Source organism: Cytophagales bacterium, from assembly GCA_033344775.1.
Lineage (GTDB): Bacteria > Bacteroidota > Bacteroidia > Cytophagales > Cyclobacteriaceae > JAWPMT01.
This window is the reverse complement of record JAWPMT010000001.1, coordinates 899,324-924,661: the sequence shown is the minus strand read 5'-3', so window position 1 is coordinate 924,661 and position 25,338 is coordinate 899,324. Positions and strand designations below refer to the sequence as shown.

General features: G+C 44.5%; 20 protein-coding genes. 5 read left to right on the top strand and 15 right to left on the bottom strand.

Annotation, left to right across the window (positions count from 1 at the left end; all coding sequences use genetic code 11):
• Nucleotides 1-141 precede the first annotated feature (141 nt).
• The 4 genes from R8G66_03825 to R8G66_03810 form a co-directional block, all read right to left on the bottom strand.
• Entirely contained in the window at nucleotides 142-4,173 is a 4,032-nt protein-coding gene (locus R8G66_03825) for a hypothetical protein (GenBank protein MDW3191461.1), read from the bottom strand.
• A gap of 161 nt (nucleotides 4,174-4,334) precedes the next feature.
• Nucleotides 4,335-7,283 (bottom strand): choice-of-anchor J domain-containing protein, encoded by a 2,949-nt coding sequence (locus R8G66_03820; GenBank protein ID MDW3191460.1) that lies wholly within the window; start codon nucleotides 7,281-7,283, stop codon nucleotides 4,335-4,337.
• Nucleotides 7,258-7,536, bottom strand: coding sequence for a NifU family protein (locus tag R8G66_03815; protein ID MDW3191459.1), 279 nt, complete (start codon nucleotides 7,534-7,536; stop codon nucleotides 7,258-7,260). Before R8G66_03815 ends, R8G66_03820 begins: the two co-directional genes overlap by 26 nt.
• 31 nt (nucleotides 7,537-7,567) lie before the next feature.
• Nucleotides 7,568-8,629, bottom strand: a complete 1,062-nt coding sequence (locus R8G66_03810) for an Mrp/NBP35 family ATP-binding protein (GenBank protein MDW3191458.1) — start codon at nucleotides 8,627-8,629, stop codon at nucleotides 7,568-7,570.
• A 226-nt stretch (nucleotides 8,630-8,855) separates the two neighbouring features.
• On the opposite strand from R8G66_03810, the gene R8G66_03805 reads away from it, so the two are divergent.
• Entirely contained in the window at nucleotides 8,856-9,236 is a 381-nt protein-coding gene (locus R8G66_03805) for a hypothetical protein (protein ID MDW3191457.1), read from the top strand.
• 81 nt (nucleotides 9,237-9,317) lie between these two features.
• On the opposite strand, the gene R8G66_03800 is transcribed toward R8G66_03805, so the two are convergent.
• From R8G66_03800 to R8G66_03775, 6 genes are all read right to left on the bottom strand, one after another.
• Complete coding sequence (locus tag R8G66_03800) at nucleotides 9,318-10,073, bottom strand: LytTR family DNA-binding domain-containing protein (GenBank protein ID MDW3191456.1); 756 nt, start codon at nucleotides 10,071-10,073, stop codon at nucleotides 9,318-9,320.
• Nucleotides 10,070-11,125 carry a histidine kinase gene (locus R8G66_03795; protein ID MDW3191455.1) on the bottom strand — a complete coding sequence of 352 codons (1,056 nt, stop codon included), beginning with the start codon at nucleotides 11,123-11,125 and terminating at the stop codon, nucleotides 10,070-10,072. Before R8G66_03795 ends, R8G66_03800 begins: the two co-directional genes overlap by 4 nt.
• 177 nt (nucleotides 11,126-11,302) lie before the next feature.
• Nucleotides 11,303-11,800, bottom strand: a complete 498-nt coding sequence (locus tag R8G66_03790; protein ID MDW3191454.1) for a DOMON domain-containing protein — start codon at nucleotides 11,798-11,800, stop codon at nucleotides 11,303-11,305.
• Complete coding sequence (locus R8G66_03785) at nucleotides 11,797-12,243, bottom strand: nuclear transport factor 2 family protein (GenBank protein MDW3191453.1); 447 nt, start codon at nucleotides 12,241-12,243, stop codon at nucleotides 11,797-11,799. Before R8G66_03785 ends, R8G66_03790 begins: the two co-directional genes overlap by 4 nt.
• Nucleotides 12,244-12,366: 123 nt before the next feature.
• A complete protein-coding gene (locus R8G66_03780; protein ID MDW3191452.1) occupies nucleotides 12,367-13,584 on the bottom strand; it encodes a T9SS type A sorting domain-containing protein in 1,218 nt (405 codons plus the stop codon).
• Between the two features lie 124 nt (nucleotides 13,585-13,708).
• Nucleotides 13,709-14,476, bottom strand: a complete 768-nt coding sequence (locus tag R8G66_03775; protein MDW3191451.1) for a GNAT family N-acetyltransferase — start codon at nucleotides 14,474-14,476, stop codon at nucleotides 13,709-13,711.
• Between the two features lie 147 nt (nucleotides 14,477-14,623).
• Between R8G66_03775 and R8G66_03770 the strand changes: the two genes are divergently transcribed.
• On the top strand, nucleotides 14,624-16,057 hold the full coding sequence (locus R8G66_03770; GenBank protein MDW3191450.1) for an NADP-dependent isocitrate dehydrogenase: 1,434 nt from the start codon (nucleotides 14,624-14,626) through the stop codon (nucleotides 16,055-16,057).
• Between the two features lie 102 nt (nucleotides 16,058-16,159).
• Nucleotides 16,160-16,522: a hypothetical protein gene (locus R8G66_03765; protein MDW3191449.1), complete on the top strand. Its 363-nt coding sequence runs from the start codon at nucleotides 16,160-16,162 to the stop codon at nucleotides 16,520-16,522.
• Between the two features lie 100 nt (nucleotides 16,523-16,622).
• Here R8G66_03765 and R8G66_03760 read toward each other — a convergent pair whose 3' ends face one another.
• From R8G66_03760 to R8G66_03745, 4 genes are all read right to left on the bottom strand, one after another.
• Nucleotides 16,623-17,228, bottom strand: coding sequence for a hypothetical protein (locus tag R8G66_03760; protein MDW3191448.1), 606 nt, complete (start codon nucleotides 17,226-17,228; stop codon nucleotides 16,623-16,625).
• On the bottom strand, nucleotides 17,221-19,887 hold the full coding sequence (locus tag R8G66_03755) for an FtsX-like permease family protein (GenBank protein MDW3191447.1): 2,667 nt from the start codon (nucleotides 19,885-19,887) through the stop codon (nucleotides 17,221-17,223). The genes R8G66_03760 and R8G66_03755 overlap by 8 nt, the downstream gene beginning before the upstream one ends.
• Nucleotides 19,884-20,198, bottom strand: a complete 315-nt coding sequence (locus tag R8G66_03750; protein ID MDW3191446.1) for a PadR family transcriptional regulator — start codon at nucleotides 20,196-20,198, stop codon at nucleotides 19,884-19,886. The genes R8G66_03755 and R8G66_03750 overlap by 4 nt, the downstream gene beginning before the upstream one ends.
• A gap of 195 nt (nucleotides 20,199-20,393) precedes the next feature.
• On the bottom strand, nucleotides 20,394-21,827 hold the full coding sequence (locus R8G66_03745) for an MFS transporter (GenBank protein MDW3191445.1): 1,434 nt from the start codon (nucleotides 21,825-21,827) through the stop codon (nucleotides 20,394-20,396).
• Between the two features lie 370 nt (nucleotides 21,828-22,197).
• Between R8G66_03745 and R8G66_03740 the strand changes: the two genes are divergently transcribed.
• Entirely contained in the window at nucleotides 22,198-23,298 is a 1,101-nt protein-coding gene (locus tag R8G66_03740; GenBank protein ID MDW3191444.1) for an OmpA family protein, read from the top strand.
• Nucleotides 23,299-23,355: 57 nt separating this feature from the next.
• On the opposite strand, the gene R8G66_03735 is transcribed toward R8G66_03740, so the two are convergent.
• Nucleotides 23,356-24,174, bottom strand: a complete 819-nt coding sequence (locus tag R8G66_03735) for a redoxin domain-containing protein (GenBank protein ID MDW3191443.1) — start codon at nucleotides 24,172-24,174, stop codon at nucleotides 23,356-23,358.
• 104 nt (nucleotides 24,175-24,278) lie between these two features.
• Here R8G66_03735 and holA point away from each other — a divergent pair, with 104 nt between their 5' ends.
• Entirely contained in the window at nucleotides 24,279-25,295 is a 1,017-nt protein-coding gene (holA, locus tag R8G66_03730; GenBank protein MDW3191442.1) for a DNA polymerase III subunit delta, read from the top strand.
• Nucleotides 25,296-25,338: the final 43 nt, after the last annotated feature.

Genomic DNA, 25,338 nt, shown 5'->3' with positions numbered 1-25,338 from the left:
AGGCGCCTGAGGGTTTCTTTTCCTTGCAATAGTACTATTGCAGACCCTGAAAAGCATAAGGTGCGAACCCTGCAAGGATAAAGTTATGAGATGTATTCGCTCTGATATCAGTCCTCGCTGCTATCGTAGACTAGTGATAGTTTAATCACACCTCTCCTTGATCCGTTTATTTCCTATTCTGAACTGGATCTTGTTGGGTACTTCACGATGTTTGTTGAGGGTAGGAAACTGTTCCAGGCAGGTATTGACGCAATCTTCTTCTGAGCAGGGGCATGCCTCCAGGCAATCCTGAAAAGCCTGATCACGCGCATTTTGTTCTTCGGTAGAAGGAGAGATGAATTCAATTTTTTCTGCGTCTTCGGTTACATTAAAGTAGGTCAGAAAACCATTGTCACAGTAGGTGGATAGAAACTTGTCATACTGATAATTCTTTTCGCTACGTTGCAGGAGCAGGTCGACATCCCGATGACCGTTTTCAATGTGGTAATTTCCACTGGCCACCAAGTTGAATTGGTTGTTGTAGAATTCCATCACATCAAATTGTACCCAACCAGTATCAAGCACCAGGTTTTCGAGGTTCATGACATACTGCGTTGGTCGCTCGAATTTTTTCTTGAAGCTACCCAAAAAGAGTCCGGCCACCATTCGTTTGAATGGACCCACATTCTCTTTCCATTTTTTGTCCATTCCGATACGGTTCAGCTCCAACGCAGAGCCTTCCACGATCTGCATGTTATTGATCCTGAATTCCAGGTTGTTAAGGTCCGTGGCTTGCGTAAGCGTATCAATGAAATCAAAATCCATGGAGAGCTTGCCTTTAAAATCCAGTTGATCGGATTTGAGTACATCGACTGAGGGGTTATTCAGGTTCTCGATCACTTCATGCAATTCCAGATCCTTTACGGTGTAAGCACCCTGTACGGCGATGGTATCCAGGTTTTTCACCCAGACATTGAGAGGTTGATATTGGAAGATCAGCCCATCGTACATTCTGGCTTGCAGGTCCAATAGGGTCAAGCGACTGGAATCTAGCTTTACACTCGTACTCAGATTGTCAATTTCAAAAGGCGCACTGCCGGAAATGGGGCGAAACAGGATGCGTTCCAGATATGCATCGGCATATTTCACTTCGGATGTTTGCAGGAAATTGAGGAGTGAGAAGGCGATAGGTTCCGCTTCAGGGAAGGTGTCATGGGTCTGGGTTCGAACCAGACAGCCTTCGCAAATAGCTTGAGGTTCTATTGGCACGTTCGCTTCCTCCACTTCGCAAGGAAAGCTGTATGCATCGCCACTTTCCAGAATACTGGTCAGGTCCAGCAGGTTAGACCGGAGGTGCAGGCTATCGATCACCAGCGGATCTCCCAGAAGGATGAAACCAATGATGTCTTCTAACTGCGTATTGTAGATCTCAAAGTCCGAATCTTCATAATTACCCCGGAACTGGTCGATATAAACGGCCTCTGCATCGTATCGGAATCGTCCATCGATGTTTTGAAAGCCAATAACATCCGATCCTTTGATGAAATCGAAAGACAGGTCTTGCAGCCCGAAAGTACCCACCTGATTGGCTTCGGTAATCATGGATAGTCCAACCTGATGAAGTGGCTCCTTCAGATAGGTATTGAAGGTCATGACGCCTTCCAGATTTTGAAGTCTTTCGAGGTTTTGGTCAATTTCACAAATCAGGGAGAGATATTTTTTGGCCACAGCAAATTCCAGGGATTGCGGGGCTGGCGTTTCAATGAAAATACTGTCATTTTTCACCTGAACATTGAGTCCGACCACTTGCTCATCAAGCTGAATGCCAATGCTCAATTCTACAGGAGGAGTAAGCTGATAATCCTCCAGGCGAAGATCCGCCTCGAATTGTTGAATTTGCAGATCAATGTCTAGTGCTTCGTTGAATATTCTGGATCCCGATCCGGAAAGATAAGTTTCGATCTCATTTGGCCCCCAGGAGTTGGTGACCTGCCATTGTCCTTCCAACGAAAGTGGTTCAGATAAATGCCCTCCTAAAGGCACTTCAATACCGATTTGACAGCCAAAATCATTGATATCCGCAATCGCCAGGTTCAGTTCAGTTTCCGCGACTAATCTTTCATTGAGCATTTGGATGCGTTGACTGACTTGAATACTGTCTGAACCAATTTGATTTGTGACTTCCAGTGAAATGCCATCATCAATGTTGATTTTATTAATCATCTGTATCGGGCCAACCATTGGAAATATGCCCGCCACATCTTTGATCTGGTACAATTCGCTGACGTCTACTTGTGGAATGGTGATTTCCAGATCTTTGATCTTCAGGTTATTCACGACCGTTTGGTAGCCGGATTTGATTTGCTCAAAGTCCACTAATAAGGAGTCATTTTTGTCTGCACTGAGTTCTGCCAATTCTTCTAGTAAGGTTTTGATCTCAACCGAATCTACCTCAATGCTGAAATTCTCCAAGGTGAGCCGATCACGGTCTTCATTGAATATGTAAGGAACGAAATCACGGATAATGCCTGATTTGATGGCGATAGGGTGCTGGTTAAACGTGAAAGCCATCTTGGGTTTGACACTGTTTTTTGCAAAGACAATGCCTCCGTTTGTTTCTTCCACATGCAAGGGGAAGGGTAACTTTGGAATAGACTTGTCGAAGGTCAGGTTGTCAAAACGCAATTCACCTCCATAATTCAAGTCGGAATAAGACTTGCTCAGACTGGCAATCGGACCAGAAAAGTGAAAGTCCCGAAAATCAATGAAACCTTCGGCCTGGTCGTAGGCATCAAATTCCAGGAACTCTAACAAACGCTTAAAATCCACGTGATTGGATTCGAATTGTACTTCCGCCAGAGGAGGTTGCGCCAGTTGTTGGATGGAATCCATGAATTCCCTGCGAAATACATTGTCCAGTACAATACGGCCCTGAAAAGGTTGTCCGGGGTAAAGTTCGCCATTGGTGATGTCAGCGGTGATGTAGGAGGGGCTGTCACCACCGACTTCAAATTCACCCGACAATTCCAGGTCAGAGATGCGGTGAGATTTACCATTTTCGAAGAATCGAAATTGAAAAGAGGTCGCGGAAGCATCGTAATCCAGATCAATTTTAATCGGGCCTCCATATGCATTGTCTTTGTTGTACACCTTCCCAACAAATGTCAATTCTCCCAAAGGATCATAACTTCTGATGATGTCCAGGAAACGATCAGAGAGGGTCAGTTCCAAAAATGACAAAAGGGCCTCATTTTTTCGGGTACCCGTTCCTGTTTTGCTTTGGAAATCAATGTCCATTCGCATGCGTTCGTTCAGGGTAGAAAGAATGCCCCGTGTGGTTGCCGTAAGGTCGTTGAAGGTCACATTGAAATTATCGCTGACCAGATCAAAACCAGTATCGTTATTCAGTTTTTGAGGGATGGAGAGTTTGATCAATTCTGCATCACCATCTGCTTTGAAGGTCCTGCCAACCAATCCTTCATTGTCTTTGACCCGAATGGAATTAATCGTGCCCTCGGCATAGAAATCGTTAAAATAAGCACGTTCGGGATCAGAAGACATGTCCATGCTCATGTAATCGAATTGGACATCATACCGCTTGGGAAGTGCTTCCTGAGGGTTGCTGCTACGATCTTTGTAATAATCCAGGTGAAAGTTCTCAGCTTCGAATTTCCTGATGCGAAATCCACCAGCCATTTTCAATTCTCCCGAAGCAAATTGGAGGATTTTTTCCATTGGCGGACGGAACAGCCGGTGATTATGTCCTTCACTGGTCCGGGTCATGGTCAGTGTCCCGTCGATGATTTTCATGCCCTTCAGTTTGACCCTTACGCGTTCATTTTTGATGTTGACGAAAGGCCTGGTTCGGGACCATTCGCTGGCGTCCCATAGCATCGTCAGGATTTCATGCCAACTTAGCGTGATTTCGATCTTTCCCAAATCGAAAGCAGGTGTTAGGTGTTTAGCTCCCAACCCCCAGATCTTCACCTCTTCCAGCTCCAATTGTGGAGCCAGCATTAATGTGCTGGCATAATCCAATGTGCCAATATGCATGGAGTCTCCTCGAAACAGGTTTTCTCCCATAGCAGATTCCAATCCATGGTGAATTTCCTCCTTGTAGACACCAAAGGTGATACCTCCGGCAATGAAGAGTAATACTTGCAGGATGACCAGCACAAGAATGGACTTGTACACAAACCGGAAGATCCAGCTGACGATATGGCGAGTCCGACGTTTTATTAGATCAGTTTTGTATGGCCAATGCCGTTTTTTATACGCGGCTTGACCGGGTTTAATATGATTCAGAGGTCTAAAAGACTTGATCGGGTAAGATAATCACTTGTGGCTTACTACCACTACTTTCTGATCATCACACGACGGGAGTTTTCGAAATTTTCTCCGGCAACCCGTAAGATGTAAAGACCGGCCAGGTCAGCGACCTGAAACCGATAGGTTTGGTTCAGTCCGTTAGGCTCACGGAATTGAGCAATGATCCTACCCGAAAGGTCTACCAAAGAAACGACGATATCGTCTTTTTGTGGCATGTCAAGCGTGACCGCAAAGTTGTCTTGCGCAGGATTTGGGTAAACTTCAATGGACCGCTCGAATGATCTTAAAAAGGAAGGTCTCACCGGGAATACCTCGGCTTCATCAATGTACAAGTGGTTGCCACCACCATTGGTAAATACAAAAGCGAGTCTGATCTCCTCCCAAATCATGTATTGACTGATGTCGATAGATTCTTCACGCCAATCTTCTTCTGTCGGTGTAAAAGCGGTTGTAGCTGTGGTCGTGCTAAGGGCTTCTCCGGATTTGTCGAAGATGATTTGGTCATAAGACTGTCCACAATTGACCGATAACAATACCTGTAGTCGATCATTGGCCACGCCAGTTTGCGCATGTGCCATTCGAAAACGAAGGGTGCCTTCCGTCAAGCTTCCGGTATTTAAAACAGGACTGACCAACCAATGGGCAGAACCCAGATCTCCGGTCGCGAATGCGGCAGCCTGCACAGATTGATCTTGTTGTGTCCAAATAGCGTTTCCGGTGGGGTTAACTGTTACCCATTGATCCGGCTGATCGAAGGTTTCCCGAAAGGGTAAGGTGACTGATTCGCTATTGATAACAAAATTCCTGGTGTAGGTATTGTTAGAGCGATCCTGATCTGTTTCTTGATTGGGTGCATTCGAAGATAAAGTCACTGTATAAGTGCCATCCTCCAGGTTACTAACGGCGATTGAATTTGCTTCGACGCCACCGGATACGAGTTCCGTCGAAACACTAGATTGTCCCGAAGTGGCAGCGAGTTCATATTGTAAGTTGTAGTTGTTGATGGTCTCAAATCCAAAATTTTCCACCGTGATTCTGGGCGAAATGAAATTGGTACAGGTAACTACCGGAAGTTGTGTGACATTCGTAATACCAATATCGTAAGCCTGAAGCTCCGTTTCTATGATTTGAATGTCATCGATGTAGATGTTGTTGTTTGATCCGTTTTGTCCGACAAATGCGAGTCTCAGGTTTGGATCCAGGATCGAAGTAATGTTCAACTCCACTTCCTGCCAGTCGTCAGGTCCGGTAGGGGTGAATGCGCTAGTGATTGTCCGATCAATGGTGACCAGCTCCTCTCCGTAACTTGAAAAAAGTACCTGATCAAAGGTGACGCCACAATCACGTGATGCCATCAGGAGTAAGCCATCTTTGGAATCGCTGAGTCCTAATCGAGCATACGCATATCGAAAGGATAAGCTGGCTGAATTGACGTCTGTTAAATCCAGGTTGGGTAACAACAAATAATGAAATTCGCCAAGTCTGCGTTGGCTTCCATGGAAGTTCAATTGCCCAGCGACATCCGTGCTTGTGAGGTACGGTGCCGTTGCTCGTTCCCAGTGGTCGGAAATGCTGATCTCGGTCCTTGTGATCAGGGTGTTGATCGATTCGAAATCCTCCAAATAAGGTAATGGTACTCGGGTAGCAGGGGGTACGGTAATTTCAAGGAGATTATTGCTTGAATTTTCATCGGTTACCCCGTTTATGCTGACGACCTGAAAGGTCAGGTCTTGATTCGCACTAGTCTCGAAATTGACGGAAGGAAACGTAAGGGTAGTAGTGGCTCCTGTATTCAATTCCAGTTCCTGGTTCAAAGTGTGCAACGTTACATTGTCTATCAGCATGCTGATTTCAACATTCGTTACCGTATTGGTGCCAAAATTTCTGATGCCAACTTGTGGAGAAAACGAGGTATCACAAAACAGGTCTTCCGGATTTTCGACATTTGTAATTCCAAGATCATTGGCCTGCATTACCGGAGTTCCCAGTGCTCTGGAATCTCTTAATGAACTTCGACGTATGCTGTTTTGCAAGACTAAAGCCATGCGACCCCTTTGACCAAAAGTGAACAAATTCATGCAAGCATCGTCGGTGTAATTAAGGAAGTTCGAATACATGTCTATTGAAGAACAGGATTCCACTTCGTCGGTGGGGCACTGGCCCTGGTAACTGGTGCTGGAAAGGGGAGTATCCTGTACGAAATCATCTTCCGAACAGCCTCCGTCTCCCCAGACATGTTTCAATCCAAAGAAATGCCCAATTTCGTGTGTTAACGTACGGCCAAGACTTTCAAACTCTCTTGCTTCCGGATTGTAACCTACGTATTCAAAATCTACGGCGACCCCATCGGTCAATCGGTTATTGTTGATCTCGTCAATTCCCACCAGGTCAGAAAAAGGGAAAGTAGCCCAACCTAAAAAGCCGTCCAGATTGGATACATAAATGTTGAGATAGTCTTCTGCAGGCCAGTAGGCTTCACTTTTTAGGATGTCATCATCCTGAAATCGATAAGTCGACAGACTGGCACGGGTTCGGGTAATGCCATTCGTAGGTAAGCCGTCTGGGTCCTGTCTGGCCAGCACAAACTCGATTTGGGTATCTACGGCTACGGGTAAAAAAGCTGCTGGTGTTGCCAAGGTATCAGGGTTCAACCTTCGGAAGTCCTGATTCAGGGTGGTCATTTGTTGCTCGATGCGCTCAAGTGGGAGATTACTTCCTTCCCCTAGTGGTTCGCCTTGATGTATGATGTGAAAAACGACTGGGATCCGTGTAGCAGTATTTTCGGTACGATGTGCTGGTGGTACTTTTCTGAGTTCGTGAATCCAGTTTTCGAATTGTTCAGGATTTTCATGATAAGAGTCGTGAGAAACAGCACATCGGCTTTGGCCTTCACTTTTCTGACAAAGGAGGAAAAAGAACAGGGCAAATATGCCTGTGAATAGATGTTTGTTAGCTCGCGAAAGGCAATTTCGCATTTGGGTCATCGCTTGCGGTTAAGTTAACGGCTACTACCTTTTTTACTTCGGGAACCGTACGTATGACCGCATCTTCCACGCCAGCTTTCAGCGTCATGGTCGACATAGGACACGAACCACAGTTGCCCAGTAGTTCAAGGTATAACGTTCCTTCCTCAAGTTTTAGTACTTTGACATTGCCTCCATCTGCCTCTAAATAAGGCCTGATGCTATCCAGGGCTTGTTCTATGTTTTGTGACAATTCCTCGTTCATATCAAACCTTCATTTCAACTGGAGTCGTTTTTTAGAGCGTAGCGTTCCTTATAGCTACCTGTTGTGCGACTGCTGCCCCTAAATTACGAAAAGCTTCCGAGGTTACCCCATCTTTTAATGCTGCAGGGTATCCATTGTCGCCGCTCTCACGAATCGCCTGTACAATTGGGATCTGTCCCAGGAACGGTACTTCGTTCTTTTTTGCCAGGTTTTCACCACCATTTTCACCAAAAAGAAAATATTTATTGTCGGGCAATTCTTCAGGCGTGAAGTACGCCATGTTCTCTATGACCCCTAAGACGGGTACATTGATAGTGGGCTGCTTGAACATCTGTAGCCCTTTCTGCGCATCCGCAATGGCGACTTTTTGTGGTGTGGTCACGATGATGGCACCAGTCACGGGGACGGTTTGTACCATGGTCAGGTGAATATCGGAAGTCCCCGGAGGCAGATCAATCAATAGATAATCCAAAGGTCCCCATACCGTATCGCCGATGAATTGTTTCAAAGCGGAACTTGCCATCGGACCTCTCCAAACTACTGCATTTTCAGCGGGAGATAAGAATCCTATACTTATGAGCTTAACCCCGTATTGCTCAACCGGTACGATCTGGTTTTTACCATCTACCTGAGTAACACCGGGTTGTTCATGCTCACAATTAAACATGGTCGGAACAGATGGACCAAAAATATCTGCATCGATCAACCCTACTTTAGCGCCTGATTTTGCTAACGAAACCGCAAGATTTGCTGATACCGTGGATTTCCCAACGCCACCTTTCCCCGAAGCGATCGCGATGATATTTTTTACTTCCGGAAGAACTGGTGCATCGTTTCGAGCAGTGGTGACAGCAGAGGTCATGTTGATGTGTAAGTCAACTTCGCCCAGGTGCTTTTCGATGGCTTTTTCACAATCCTTTTTGATCAGTTCTTTCAACGGACAAGCCGGAGTGGTCAATACCACGTCGAACGCCAGTTTATTGTCACTGATATGGATGTTTTGGATCATGTTGAGCGTGACCAGATCCTTTTTCAAGTCCGGATCCTGCACTTCACTCAATGCCTTCAATACAGCCTCTTTTGTCATAATTATCGCTTCTTCACAGGGAATTCAGGCGCAAGTTTAATCAAGCGTTGTAAGGCCAACAAAGATTATGGTCATTCGGTTTCAAATGAGGGTATATGTAAAAGTTATGATCGATAAATTTTCTAATCTTAGCAATTTCACCTCGAAAAACTCCCACTCATTCCTTTTGTTAGGTTCAGCCTAACAGAATCCTCTTTTCTTCGTATATCCTTTCAATTAAATCCCCTAACTCATGGCCGATTCCGAAATAGTCGATCGTTTTATCGATACGATCAAAAAAGACATTCCTGGTTTGATTGCTGTATCAGTTGTGAATGTAGCAACCGGTGCCTCCCTGGGAATGCATAGTAATGATCCATCATTCAATCCGGAGGTGGCCAGTGCTTACAATGTGGAAGTGGTAAAAGCAAAACTCAAAGCAATCAATGCCCTTCATTTATCGGAACCCATTGACCACATTCTCATCGAATTGAAAACGCAGTATCACATCATCAAAGTAACAGAAGATGGGAAGTACATGGCATACGTGGCAACCAGCAAAGCCGAAACCAACCTGGCTTTGGCACGATCCGTTACCCGAGCAAACATGAATAAGCTGGAGAGAAAGCTTTAGGTAATTAACGTGTTTTGGAGAAATGGTGGTAGATGTGTAGCAATTTTGGATCGCACTATTTATATGACCTATACTAGATGATCAAACATGCCCCGATAGCTTCAGATTGAATGCGTCCCTTTTATCCCTGCTTAATTTTGCCTGTAAATCGCCCTGTAAGTGGACCAGAAAATTGCGCGGTTCGTATTGTTCGATTGAAGTGACAAAGTTGATGTTCACAAAGTAGGAACGATGAGTCCTGAAAAACACAGCAGGGTCCAGAACCTGTTCCAGATAGTCCATTGCGAGTCGGATCAAATACTTTTTTTCGGTAGTAAACACTTCAACATATTGATCTGCGGAAATAATCATGCTCACTTCATTGGTCGGAATAAAGAGGGTGGAAGGTCCATCCCGGAAAGCAAAACGAGCGAGATATTCTTTCTTTGGAATGGTATGAGAAAGGGTTGCCATGAGCATTTGTAAATCTTGCTTTTCCGTGGCATTAGTCACTTTATTTAACGTTTGATCAAATCGATCTTTGCTAAAAGGTTTCAGGAGATAGTCTACTGCATTCAACTCAAATGCCTTGACGGCAAACTGGTCATACGCGGTAACAAAGATGATTTGCGGGGGAGCAGTTTCCTTCAATTGTTCGACCAGTTCTATGCCACTTAGTTCCGGCATCTGAATGTCTAACAAGATTATGTCCGGTTTCCATTTTTGAATTGCTTCTAAAGCTTCCTGACCATTTTGGGCTTCTGCGACCAATGACAGGTGATCATGGCGCTTCAGGTGAACTTTAAGTAATTCCCGTGCATCTTCTTCATCGTCGGCAATTAATACAGTTTTTCTCATGCAGGGATTCTTATTTCTGCTTCTACGCCATTTTCCACGGAATGGATATGAAAACTAGATTGCCCTTCATACACATTGGTCAGCCGTTCCTGAATATTACTTAACCCAATTCCTTCCACTTGTTCACTTTTCAACGGTGGGCCTTCGTTGAAAACGGATATTATTAACTGCCCCTTTTCTTTTTTAGCGCCGATGTTGATGCGTTTCGAATTTTGTTTCTGCGAAATACCGTGTTTGATGCTGTTTTCGACCAGCGGCTGCAAAATGAAATTGGGAATGTTCAGGTCGGTCAATTGTTGTTCTACCTCAAAGGATACTTCCAGGTCTTTGAAGCGATGTTGCTCGATTCTTAAATACGTTTTCAAGTGATCCAATTCTTTCTGCAAGGAGACCAATTGGACGTCAGATTCTGCGAGAGATATTCGGAGTAGTTCACTCAAATCAGTGGTCATATCAATGGCTGTATCCAGTTTGTTGCGATGGATAGAGCTGACAATACTGTTAAGGGCATTAAATAGGAAGTGCGGTTGCAACTGCATTTTGAGCATCCGAAGCTGCGTTTCAATCAGATCCTTCTCCAGGCTCAAATTCTTCAATTCTTCGGCCTTCACTTCTCGGTAGTATTCCCTTGCATGCACAAATCCCAATATGGCGATGTAAATGAAAAAGTGCCAATGAAATAAGGCCAGGAACAGTACGACATAGATGGAAGCAAAGCTTTCAAGTGTTACTTTGCTGGAAGTCATAAGGTTCCAGATCAGCGAATAGCATCCCAGGTAAAAAACCACAATTGATATAGAGGAGATCAGGTGAATGCTTGCGTTACGAAACAGGTTGCGTTGACCGATCTGAAATTGGGTGACCAACCAAAAAATGAAGGGTGTGATGAATCCCCAGACCCACCAAACGAGCAATTGCACCTGAAACTGCTGCCACCAGTTGGCCAGTTCAGGTTCTGATTGATAGCTACGTAAATAGAGTTGCGTCGAGGTGAACAATGCCACCAGTGACCATACCAGGAAGTTGATAGATAAGTTTCGACGGGTCAGCATATTTCTAGGGTCAATTTACTTCTACTTTGACAGATTACCTTTTTACCCCCGTGCGTGGATCGCTTCATTTCCTTAAAGGGGGAAGGTCGAAAATCTTATGGGCCGCCCTTTAGGGCTGGGGTGGTCCGCCGCTGCGGTAATTATTAACAATTTTCTAATCTGTCAAAATTGAATTAATTATTTTGGTTCGAAAACGAATGGAACATGTCGCCTCATCAGTGAGTGATGTTCAAAATCGTCATGGGCAGAATAGGCGAGGATCAACCAAAAAGATTCAGATAGAGTATGTTGATAATCGTTAGGGTCCTGACTGTCCAGGGCTATTCTGAATTGTACTTCAGTTTGGCCATTTTCTTCTTTGCCTTCCAACATGCGGAAGGACGTATGGCCGTTCAGATCGGTATCTTTTCTTGGATCACCTATTCCTTTCACAAATAGATCAAGCCCGGAGGCCTTGCCTTCGATCACATGAAAAAGTAGCAAATCGCTTTCTAAGATGTTGTTTTCCTGATTGAAGCCAATGCCTACCCAGCCTGTGGTCGGTGCACTTAGCGAAATAGTCACTGAGTCATTCGTAATCTCATAAGACATATGCATGCCTCCGACATGAACCGGCCCCCTTTGTTCCGGAAGAAAGAAGGGAGCCGTAAATAATGCCAGGATCAGGAGCCTCATCCCACTTTGTTTACATCGACGAGAATACCCACAATTACCCATGCGTCATCGACTTTGGCTAAGGACAGCTGGTACATGAAGTCATATTCACTACTGACTGCACTCATGACGACTAGTGCTGTGTTGTCGCGAATGATCTTTGCGGATTTGTGGCTGATTTTTCGAGGAACGCCACCCAGTTTTTTGTCGCCAACCATTTGAGCAAAATCCGCCCCTTTGAAAGGGATCAGTTTGTCTCCCAGATAGGTGTATTGGATCATGTCCGGGTGCAACAACTGACGTAAAGATTCGGCATCGTTTTTATCGACTACTTCGATAAATTGTTCTGCTACCGCTTTGATCTCGCTTACGGAAGCTTCCTCGTTGTTGGCATAGTTGGCAAACCCGAACGTAAAGGCACCCAACATGAGTACAGTAGATATAAAGAGTTTTAGTGTCATCATCTTAAATAGTTTTTAAAGATGACACGGGTTGGAAGGCTTATCCGGTAGTCAGTTTGTCGTGAATTGGCAGGGGTTTGTTGGCAGTCGGTCGGTTTTACTTGTGAACTGGTAGGTGTGAAAGTTTTATTTTTTCAGGATTTTGACCGAATTGACTTGTTGGTCTTGTGCAATATGTAGGGTATACAAGCCATTTTCATATCCACTCATGTCAATCAGGAATTCAGTCGGCGTTCTTTTGGTCGCCTTCAATGGCTGTTGCCTTCCCAGAACATCAATGATATTCAGATCAGTTAATTCCAGGCCTGGTTGTAAATCACCGACCACCAATTCGCCAGAGGTGGGGTTAGGTGTTAATTGAATATTCATTTCCTTGCCAAAACCGTCAGTGGAAAGCGGATCACAATTCAATTCACCACCCTGTCTTTCTTCCAGGGTACCGGATTTTACTTGCCAATTCCACCAACTTCCGCCATTACCAGTGATCCAATCTTTTAAATCGAAGGTATTAGTACCCGTAGCCGTTCCAGGTATTTGATAGACCTTGAGTGCGGCACCTCCTTGTTCCCAATGTAGCGGCTCCCCGGATAAGATAGTTTCAGGTCGATTATCAGACTGCACGCAATTGATTTGTACGAAGTAGGCAAAATCCTGTTCCTCGGGAAAGCCTCCAAAAACACGCGCAATTCCATCTGGCTCTATACAAACCGCGGTATACTCCTCACAAGCAATGGCTCGTACATTGGTGCGATAATCAGCCAATATCCTGGCGATAAATGTTACCAATCGGCCTTTTCGATCAGGATCATCAAAATGGGTATCCGTAATGGTGTTTTCTAAATTCTCATTCTGTAGGAAGGTGGTAGAATCTACCGTAATCCTTTGGTCATAAGGATCAGCCAATGCCTCCTCAGATCGTATCGTGCCATTGGCGGCCGAGAAATAAAATTGGCCCATGATCGCCATGCCGGCACTTGTACCGCCAATAGCAATATTCCGATCTTTTACTGCTATATTGATGAACTCATCAATAGGCGTGTTGCGCCAATAGGAGATGTATTTCCATTGATCGCCTCCGGCAAACCAGATTGCTTCAGCTTGTGCTATTTTTTGATAAATGTAGGGGTCATTGGCTGCGGCCGCCTGGTTAAAAACAATTGTCTCAACCGAGTTGACGGGCACGCCTAATTCAGAGTAGAAATATTCATTGTACCCATCAGATCCACTACTCCGGAGTACCAGAATGTCTCCGCCATTGGCTTTTTCTAAAAACCATCGCATGGCTTCATCATCTTCGGATGCACCGCCCATCAAGCAAATGCCTCCTTTGGGTTCGGTAATCATATCGTCTGAATTGCCGGTAAAGAAGGATTGGAACTCTTGCCCGTTTGTACATAAGGTTGCGATGAGCAACAACGATACAGCTAGTATTCTATACTGAGTTGAGCGATGTATATTCTCCCTGCTTTTAGGCATATTCATAGAACGTCGTTAATGTCTGAAAGCCAAGTTTTTGATAGATGCCAGCACCGTCGGAAGTGGCGAGCAATACGGCCCATAAATACCCCTCAGCTTTTGCTTCGTTCAGCACTTTGGTCATCAAAGCAGACCCAATACCATGACCTCTGGTGTCTTCTAAGGTTGCCAGCCCATGAATACCCACGACCTGATCATCCGTAGCAAAAACTTCTACCGTGGCCACCGCTTCTCCATCCTGATAATAGCTTAGCAATGAAACCCTTTCTTTAAGTTGTATGAATTCCGGAGCTGTCTTCTCATAGAAGTTGATGACCTCCTGATCGGGAGGAGACCAATTATTGGCAATTACCTGGCTGAATTCACGGATCATTTCCGGCGAAGTAGCCTTACGGATATTTTGGTGTTTATCGCTGGATATTGGTTCATAGGCAGTCAGGTCCAGTATCATGCCAGCTTCCTCTGCCTGGCAATGTAGCCCTGCTTCCTGCAGGTCATGAATGGTTGAATCATTTACATATTCCTGACTGATCCATAAGCAAAAAGGGAGGTTCTGGCTTTGAAAGGGTTCTAAAGCTTGCTCCAATTCATTTGAAGTGAAATTCCCTTGCACATGGATCGTGTTGAAGGTGTCACACGGCAGCCCACTGTTCACAACTGTTAAATGACCGATCGTCACAACTTCCATGTTTGCTGTCTGTTCGGGAATTTCAGCGGCATGTTGTACGAAATTGGTTAAGATGGCGTGTTTCTGGTTCATTTTGATCGTTTAGGTGCTTATTGGTCTTTCTGATGCGATATAGAGAATTAAGTATAAATATCAATTAATGTAATTGATAAAAATTTTAAAATATGATTTATAAACTCTTTGCCCGCAATTTGCGTGAAAACCCAAAAATAAAATTTCATGCAGAAAGTAACATTCGCAAAAGGAGATGGGATCGGTCCTGAGATCATGGACGCCACCTTAAAGATCTTAGATGCCGCAGGTGCACGTATTGAGTGGGAAGAGATCAAGGTAGGAGAGCAAGTCTATCTTGGAGGGAATTCCAGTGGGATCGGTAAAGAAGCCTGGGACAGCATCCGTCAAAACAAGATCTTTTTGAAGGCACCAATCACCACTCCTCAGGGCGGAGGTTACAAAAGCCTGAATGTGACCATGCGTAAGTCGCTTGGTTTGTATGCGAATGTCAGACCGTGCAACAGTTTTCATCCCTACATCAGCACGAAGCATCCCGAGATGGATGTGGTGGTGATCCGTGAGAATGAGGAGGACCTGTATGCGGGTATAGAGCACCAGCAAACCAACGAAGTGGTGCAATGCCTGAAATTGATCACCCGACCAGGGTGCGAAAAGATCGTACGGTATGCCTTCGAATATGCGAAACTGTATAACCGCAAAAAAGTAAGCTGCTTTACCAAAGACAACATCATGAAACACACCGATGGATTGTTCCATCGCGTATTCAAAGAAATAGCTGCAGAATATCCTGAGATTGAATCTGACAACTGGATCATCGATATTGGAGCCGCCCGATTGGCGGACACACCAGAGATTTTTGATGTAGTGGTGATGCCGAACCTTTACGGGGATGTGGTATCCGATATTACTGCACAAATTTCAGGATCAGTCGGCTTGGCTGGCTCTTCCAATATTGGTGCAAGCTGTGCCATGTTTGAAGCCATTCATGGTTCTGCTCCCGATATTGCCGGACAAAACATAGCAAATCCTTCTGGTCTTTTGAGAGGGGCGGTGATGATGCTCAATCACATCGGACAGCAGGATGTGGCTGAAAAAGTTGTCAATGCATGGGCTGCTACCATCGAAGAAGGGATACACACAGCAGATATCTACAAGAAAGGCATCAGCCAGAGGAAGGTAGGGACCAAAGAATTTGCCGAAGCGGTAATCGAGCGATTAGGGCAGCGACCTGAGCACATCAAGGCAGCCTCTTTTGCAAAAGATGTACAGATACAAGTCCCAACGTATGAGCGTAAGCCTAAAGCAACGAAAGTCCTGAAAGGAGTGGACGTGTTTGTTGACTGGGATGGAGGCCGAGTAGATGAGCTGGCCATGAAATTGAAAAACCTGGAATCGGATGTTAAGCTTAGCATGATCACGAACCGGGGCGTAAAAGTGTGGCCTGAAGGATTTGAAGAAACATTCTGTACCGATCACTGGCGCTGCCGTTTTGAAGTGGAGAACGGTCATCCGGCAGAAAAGTCGAGCATTCCCGAGGTGCTGTCCAAGGCACTGGATGAGGGTATTGACGTGATCAAAACAGAGAATTTATATGAATTTGATGGCGTGCGAGGATACTCGCTTGGCCAGGGACAATAAGACTTCATGTGGTAGAGGTTGGTGTTAGGGCGTCATTCGGTTAGGGACGCCCTTCATTCCTAACCTATTCAACATATAACAATCAAAACCAAGAGAAAAGAGATGAAAAGAAAGATCAGATTGAATCGCGTGCATTGCACACTCCCGGATGAGATTGATAAGGACGAAATGTACCTGAAACACAAGGGGGAGAAGATATGGCCGAAAGGATACATTTACTATCGGGTAGATTCGGGAGACATAGCTCCGGTCAAAGTGACTTTGGAGGTAGAAGAAGGCTGGAACGAAATTGAATTATGGGATTTCGATTACCTGAGTAGAAATGATTTCCTGGGTACGTTCCGATTTTTTGTGAATGACGACCCTGGCGAGTACTCTAACAGTATGATATTGGTAGAAAAGAACAGCACGGCAAGCTATATCCTGGAATGGGAGATCCTGGAAAAGGAAGTAGTCATGGCTTAGGCCAAAATCAGATACTTCTGGGGGTTGATCGCATGTGAGTGGGTAATGTGTGCCGGAGCGGGGACCCCCGAACCATTATTGAATAGATTGAAAAACATCTTTATCGGAAAGTAACATTGAATTGTTTTTCTTTTTCCGTTGCCAGATTACCAATAGAGGTATAAGTCCATTCCCCAATCATTGCTCCATTCAAAACAACTCCTTCCATTCTTAGCTTGGAGGTATCCGCTGCGAAAGCCCATTGCCAATCCCCATTAGCAGGATGCCCATCAAGATCAAAGCATTGCCAACCTTCTAACATCCTGCCTTGTTCATAGCTTCCACGCATGGCCAGTTGACCATTGGGGTAATAAAAAAATGCCACTCCATTCTCCAGGTTGTTTTGATACATGATCTTTTCGGCGATTTGTCCGTTTTTATATCCAATTTGATACCATCCCTGGAGTGAATCATTTTTGATGGTCGCTTCAAAATAAGGAGCACCATTTTCATGATACCAATTCCACTTTTCCTGACCGTTGACATACTGTACCTTCATCCAGATCTGATCATTATCATAGTAGATCGTTTCATCGATCTTATGCCCTGATTCGAATCGCTTGATCCATCGTTGAGTGGTGCCCGGATAGGTGGTTTCCAGGGTGTCCTGAGCCATTGTTCCGAAACCTATGAAAAACAGCATGAAATAGATTTTCCCCTTATTCATACCGCAAAGTTTCTGTAGGATTCTTGTTTACCGTGTGGTAAGATTGTATCACCACCACCAGCAAGACGATCAATAAGGTAACACTTCCGGAGACCATGCCGATGAACCCAAAACTCGGGGATATGCGGTAAGCAAATACAGTCAACCATTCATTTCCCAAATAAATGGAGATGGGAAGGGTGAGTAAAGTCGCGATGATCAGCATCATGACATACTCTTTGAAAATCAATCGGAAGACTTGCTGGATCGTAGCTCCAAAAACTTTTCTGATGCCGATTTCTTTTCTTCGTGTAAAGGTGAAATAGCCAACAATGCCAATCAATCCCATGACAGCCAACACGACACAGATACCAGTTAATAATACTGTCAGGATACCTGCGTTTCTTTCATTTGCATAAAGTTCCTGCAGATTATCATCGAGGAATTGAACGTTAAAGGGATTTTCGGTTTCGACTTTTAAGTACGCTTGTTCCAATTGGTGCAGCGTACCTGGCCAATTATCCGTAGTAACCCGAAGGATCATGTTGTAAGTCCAGGAATCGGGCCGATTATTCACACCGATGAGTAGCGGCTGGGATGCATATTTCAGACTGAAATAGTCAAAATCGTCAATGATATCAGCAATTACGTAGGGGACGCCCTGGCCAAACTCTTCATTTTCCCATTCGGGCTCTGTGATGATCGTTTGTCCTATCAATTCTTGCGGCTTAATGTTGAGGTCATTGGCAAGTTTTTTTGCAGCGGTTTCATTGATCACAAAAATGGTTGCATCCGTATCTAATCGCTCAAAAGCCCTTGATTCGATCCCGTAGACTTGCATGCTGCCTAATGAAGTTTCGATTAGTGTGCCGTCTGAGAAAGTGGTTGGGCCATTCCGCATTTTGTAAGTCAGCTGATTGTACATGTCCTGTCCGGGGATCATGCCTTTACCAATTGCTGCTACTGCAGGCATTTGTTTCAATTCAGTTTTTAGGAGCTGAAACTTGTTCGCATCGTTGATGTCGAAATAAACTACCCCTTCTGAATTAAACCCCAATTGCTTGTGCTGCACATACTGCATCTGCTTCATGATGATCATAGACAAGCTCATCAATCCGATCAACATGAAGAACTGAGCCGTGAGCAGCACATTTCTGAACTGTAAAGCACCACGACTTTTTTTTGTATTCAACTTGCTGGTAACCATGGCTTGAACGGATCTATGGCTGTAAACCACCGCAGGGTAAAGTCCACTGATGATCCCAGTGACCAGCAGCAGTCCAGTGATGCCGAAAAGGGTGGGAGCCTCGAAAATTAAGGATTCCGCAATTGCTATTCCCAGTAATTTATTTGCGTAGGGGAGCGTGACGTAAAGTAATACGATAATGAATGGAAAGCACATTAATGCCAACAAAAACGCCTCAAAGGTGACTTGAAGAGATACATCCTTACTTCGAGCACCCATAACCTTTCTGATGGCCAATTCTTTTTGCCGACCAGTGTACAAGGCAACAGAGAGGTTTGCATAATTTGTCCAGATGATCAACAGGATCACAACTCCGATCAATCCAAAAGTGGCCAGGTATTGTTTGTTGGCGATTGGTTTGATTTCGTATAGCATGTTGTCGGTGAAATGGATGTCGTGTAAGGATACCAGCTTCACGCCCTTGCTTAATACATCCGCTGTATAGCCAGGGTAAACCGTTTCAATGTCCTGGTTAACTTGTGCCAGAATAGCGTTACCAGAAGTAGCCGGACTGGTTTTGAAATACGTGTATGCTCCCCAACTTGGGATATTTTGCTGGTGAATGATCATATCGAAGTTGAAATGCGTGTTCGCTACTGGATTTGCCACAACACCTCCGATTTCGAAGGATTCCTGACCTATTTCAATGAATTGACCGATTAGATGCTTCAAGGACCAGTCAGTACCATAAATGCGTTTTGCCACATCAGCAGTCAATACCACCGTTTGATAATCGCCGTAGGCATCGGCAGGGCTACCTTTAAGAAATTGTTGGGGAAAGATAGATTGAAAAGCATGTCCCGTATTGGTAAAGAGCAATTGATCCATCACCATTTCCTTTTGATTAGCACGTAAATACCATTGCCGATTAGGGCCAATGGCACTCAGATTGGGGACAAAGTGACAAGCTTCTTCAACGCCATCGTACTTCCTGATATGATCCGAAAGTCTGAGCTGCGTATCGGAATCTGACCCATAATAATCGTCAAAATTCATGCAGGTGTAGGTCTGGTCGCGATACTCATTGACCAGCCGGTAGATGTTTTCTGAATCGGGAAAAGAACGATCATAACTCAATTCATGCTGAATATGGAGGGCGATCAATACCACTGAAGTGATGCCAAGGCTTAATCCAATCAAGTTGATGGCCGTGAAAGACTTGTGTTTGAAGATGTTTCGTATGGAGATTTTCAGGTAATTGCTGAACATAGGAATGAATTGTTTACTTCTGGAGTGCTTTTCGAATGAATAAGGCTTAAAAAATTGTAGCACATCTCGGAAATAGCGTAGGTCTGCCTGAAGCTTACCATGAATGTTTAGACGGAAATAGTAAGCTTCCAGGAGGTCTCCCTGGATTTCCTCGACCAGGTCTTCGGAACAGTATTGCCGTAGCCACCAACTGGCCAGTCGAGGAGGAGTAGGACGCTTTTTCATGTGAGGCCAGGTATCTGTGTCCAAAGAGCCTGTCTGGATTTCTTAATTTCCTGAATCACCTCTTTGGCTTGATTGGTAGGGGAGAATAATCGCTTACGACGACCTCCGCGATCTTCAGAGGCTCCACCCATTTCAGAACTGATCAATCCTTTTTTCTCCAGCCTTGATAAGACACTGTGAATGGCACTGATGGAGATGGTTTTGCCCGTATGATCTTTATAGGCTTCTGAGACTGAAAAACCGTAGGCATAACCTTCCATGCTGAGAATGATCAATAACACTGTTTCTTCCAAATATCCGAGTTGCTGCATTTGTTCAATACTTGTAGAACTTAAAGGTAAAGAAAAAGTGCTGATTATTTCAACACTTGTAGAAGTTATGCCATTTTAACGGTCAAAAGGTTATCATTTTCTTATTTTTAATTTCTCCGCTGGAAATTAAACGCCAAAGACAAAAAAAAGAGTGCCGAAGCACTCATTCATATCTCTTCATGATTATATCTATATTTACGCTGCTTCAGCCTGCGCAGCCTGTGCTTTTCTGGCTTTGAGCTGTGCAGAAACTTCAGTGGCTTTTTCTTCGGTCACGTCATATTTCAACATCACCAAAATAGCGATGATGGTACCAATGATCGGAAAGCCTGAATAGAATACCCTCAACCCAAATACGGCTCCTTCAGGTTGTACAGCCAGGTTAGAGTCAAACCCTACGACAGACATGATAACCCCGCTAAGTCCGCCGGCAATCGCAAATCCAAACTTAACCATCCACCAGTAGATGGCTCCAAAAATGCCTTCTCGTCTTTTGCCTGTATTGAGTTCATCCAAGTCGATTACGTCAGCAGTCATGGACATCATGAGCGTAAATAAACTACCGATTCCGAATGAGAAGAATGGCAAGGCAATCATGAACATATATGGCTTACCAGGGATAAATAAGAACCACAATAAAATATATCCCAGTACAGAAATCGCTTGCGATAGGATGAATGCTTTCTTTTTGCCCATGGTCTTGGACAACCGAGCTACGATAGGGATCACAATAAATGTGGTCACAAGGGCTCCTACGCTTCCGAAAAGGGTAGGCCATACACCGGCCGCCTCTGCATCTCCATTGAATAAGTAGTAAACGACAATGAAAAAGGAGAAGCTGGCAATCGTAAAGAAGGTATTGTAGATCAAAAACGTAGCAATACATAATTGACGAAAAGGCTTAATGGAAAAGGCTTCCACGAAACCGTTGATGATATCTTTGATCGGACCACCAATATTGCTTAGTGTCATTGGAACATAGTCTTCGTCCAGGGTGGATTTACTCTTGATGAAGACCGCCGGTACAATCGCACAAATGGTACAAAAGATAGCTACATACACGGCTAACTCTCGGGTAGCCACATCTGCGGATGAAAAGAGATCCGTGTCATACATGAAAACCCAGAACCAGGGGGCGATCACCCAGGCCCACTGTCCGACCCATTGTGCAACAGCCATGATACTGGTACGCTCATGAAAATCGTCGCTCATTTCATAGCCCATGGCTACGTAAGGCACACTGAAAATGGTCAAACCGATATAGAAACCAAATGACCATAACATGAAATAAATGAAGTTGTACTCCAGGCTGTTTTCTCTGAACAATTGCCACATCATTATGAAGGCCACACCCATGATTAGTCCGCCGATAAGCACATATTGTCTTCGTCGACCCCACTTGGATTTGGTGTTGTCCGAGATGAATCCCATCACAGGGTCGGTGAAACAGTCGAATATTCTGGGGAAGAAATAGATGACGCCCCACATCCAACCGGGAAAACCCAGGTCCTGGACGAGAACAACCATGAAAATACCGAGAATGGCGGGAAACATCTGATTAGCCAGCATGCCGATCCCGAATGCCACTTTCTGGCCAAAGGGAACTTTTGAAGCAGTAGATTGGGTCATGTCTAATTAATTGTCTAATTAATCTTGAAGTCTAATGTTAATAAAAAAACGTCAGCTAAAAGGCTGATAAAACGCCTAGAATAGGTGTGATGTAGTCGTGATGTACTTCCATTGTGCTGAAAGAAGGCTGTTTCGCTTAATCGGACTTACAATTTAATTGATCTGATGTATTTAGCCCTGATGGATTCATGACCTATTTGAAGCGATAATGTACGAAGGTTCATCGCAAGTTGTGGTGCAAAAAGGTTGTTCGAGAAAAAGAATTAGTCTGTCGAGTGTTTTGGCTGATCCGACGAATATCTGACAGATTAAGGCACTCTTGATGATTGTTTTGGACCAAATAATCATCCTTACTAACCTAAAATTAGACATGAGAAACGTTGTAATCCTATTGTTCATGGTTTGTTCCATGAGTGTTTATGCACAAGATGGTCTTCCAGAAGACCCTGAGCCAGGAAAGTGTTATGCCAAGTGTGTCACTCCTGATGAGTACCGAGTCGAAGAGATTAAAGTCAAAGTAAAAGATGCCTACACTCGACTTGAAGTTGTTCCTGCTGAATATAAGACCGTGACGGAAACGGTAGTGGTAAAACCAGAATCCAAAAAGTACATTTTTGAGGAAGCAGAATACCGAACTGTTTATGATACCATTTGGGTGAAAGATCCTTATAATAAGTTGACAGTGCTGGACGAAGATTTCAAAGATGAAGTCGAGACAGTGGAAGTGAAGTCAAAGTCTGGTCGATGGGTAGCCGGTGAAAAAGATCCTGATTGCCCATCGATTGATCCTGAGGATTGCCGAGTACTTCATTATGTGGAGATTCCAGCGGTTACCAGAGATATTCCAGTGCAGAGAAAGACCAAAGATCAAACAACTGAATCAGAAAGAGTTTTGGGAGAATATATTGTTGTGGAAAGGCAGGAAGTCGTAAAAGAGCCTTCTTACAGAACGGAAGTGATTCCTGAAGTAACCAAGGAAATTGAGCGAACCGTTTTGGTGAGCGATGAAACGACCAGAGAAGTGGAAGTGCCTGCCGAATATACCGCGTATACCAGACGTGTATTGGAGAAGCGAGGTGGCCTCACTGTATGGAGAGAAGTGCCATGCACCATTCCGGATCGAGGTATTGTATTGCCTATCAACTATAAGGTTGGAAGTGCTGAATTGACTGCCAATTCGATCAATATCATTAATGAGAACTTGCTGGAATTCCTCAATGATAACCCTGATGCTATCATAGAAATTGGGTCACATACAGATGCCAGAGGAAGCTCAGAAAGTAATCAGGCATTGTCTGAGAGAAGAGCAAAATCTGTCGTTGAGTATTTGATCAGTAAAGGAATCAGTAAAGAGCGATTGCTGGCAGTTGGATATGGCGAAGAACGATTACTGAATGAATGCGCCGATGGAGTGAAATGTTCTGAAGATGAACACCTGGCAAATAGAAGAACTGAATTTAAAGTATTCTAGTCTATAGTTTTATTGATTGAAGTGAAAGCCTGTCGGATGCTCCGCAGGCTTTCTTATTTATTGGCCTTTTGGTTGGACATTAAATGCGGATAACCCGGTATGAGTTTGCTCCAAATCGAACTGGACCCTTGTGCCGGGTCTTATGGTGCGATATCCCTCTCCGGGGATGGCGGTAAAATTGAAGAAGATCAGTTCTCCGGAATCTGCGGGTTTGATATAGCCATTACCAGTCCTGAGGTCAAAGGAATCGACTACACCTACTGAAGTAGGAGCGGGTTGTTCTTCCAGCCACGTTTGCTGAGGAATGCGAATCTTTTTGACATGCTCCGAATTGAATGCTTCATAGGAATAATAATCCATTTGGCGCATGACTTCACGTAAATCCTGACGTAATTCTTCTAGCGTTGGACGGCCGACGAAATACCAGCCATTGTATATTTTGTGAATTTCCAGATTGGGTTTTAGGACAAAGGTGTAAGGCAGGGAGCGATAAGCATATTCACCTTCCGTTTCATCGAGGATATTCAGTTCCTTGATCACTTTCCTTTCAGTATCACTGAAAAAAGTCCATTGTGCGCCTAATCCCGCCCGGAAGGCAGAGGACACTTTCGGTTCATCGGCGCTGACTGATACCAACTTGCAGAAGTTTACATTCAATTCATCCTGAAAGGGCACCAGGGACCGAAACTGTTGCTGATCTCGCGGACAAAAGAATCCTCTAGAGAAGATCACGATGACCGGATAACCATCTTTAAAGCCATACCGACGATCGGCTTCACTTTGTCGGGTATAACTGGATAATTTTCTGATCTTTCCGTTTTGGTCCGGTAGTTCAAAATCGGGGAATTGATTGCCAGGATGAGGTTTGGGTTGCATAAGGATTCAGCCGTAGCTGGATTTAAGTCGCCATAAAAATTATTTGTAACACAAGAAAAAGAAAATCATTCAATTCTAAACGACCAACTCCTAACTTTACAGCCATGGATTATGCCGAGATCATGAAGGCCGTTGCGGCGGGGCAATACGCACCCGTTTACTTTTTGCAGGGAGACGAGCCTTTTTTTATCGACAACATCATTGATCACATTGAGCAAAATGCCCTCGATGAGTCCCAAAAAAGCTTCAATCAGTATGTGCTGTATGGCAAGGAAGTGGACTTTCCGCAGATCATTACCACGGCCAGAAAGTTTCCGATGATGGGAGAGAAGCAAGTGGTGATCGTGAAGGAGGCACAGGAGCTGCGAGGCTGGAACAAGGACACCAACCAATCACTGCTGATGCAGTACCTGGAAAATCCGGTTCCATCTACCATTCTTGTCTTTGGCTACAAATACAAGTCGATGGACAAGCGGACCAAGGTCGGCAAAGCCCTCGAAAAGCAAACGGTATTCTTGCATAGCAAACGCATCTATGACAATCAGGTGCCTGGGTGGATTCAAAGCTACGCCCGGGCCCGGCAGGTGACAATCGATCAAAGGGCGGTGATGTTATTGGCAGAAAACATCGGAAACAATTTGCAGCGCCTTTCGAATGAAATAGAAAAGCTGTTGCTCAATGTAGAAGATGGGAAACCTATCGATGAAAAGGCGGTCCATAAATATGTAGGCATCAGTAAGGAGTACAACATATTCGAATTGCAGACAGCCCTAAGTCAGAAAAACCGCTTGAAAGCACAGAAGATCGTTCGCTATTTTGCCGCAAACCCCGGCAATAATCCAATGGTGCTGACCATTTTCAATTTGTTTTCCTATTTCTCTAAGCTGTTATTGATCCATCACAGCCCGCAGCGAGATAAGAACACCATTGCTAAAGTGATTGGCGTTCACCCGTTCTTTGCAGAGGAGTACATCCGTGCGACTTCACATTATCCACTGCCTGTGGTAGTGAGAAACATCAGCTTCATACGTGATGCCGATTTGGCAAGTAAAGGCGTCAATCAATTGGTGCCGGATGATGGCGACCTTTTGAAAGAGTTGGTTTTCAAGCTCATGAGCTAACGCTTTCAGAAAGTAGTTCGGTCATGTATCATTTCTATATTTC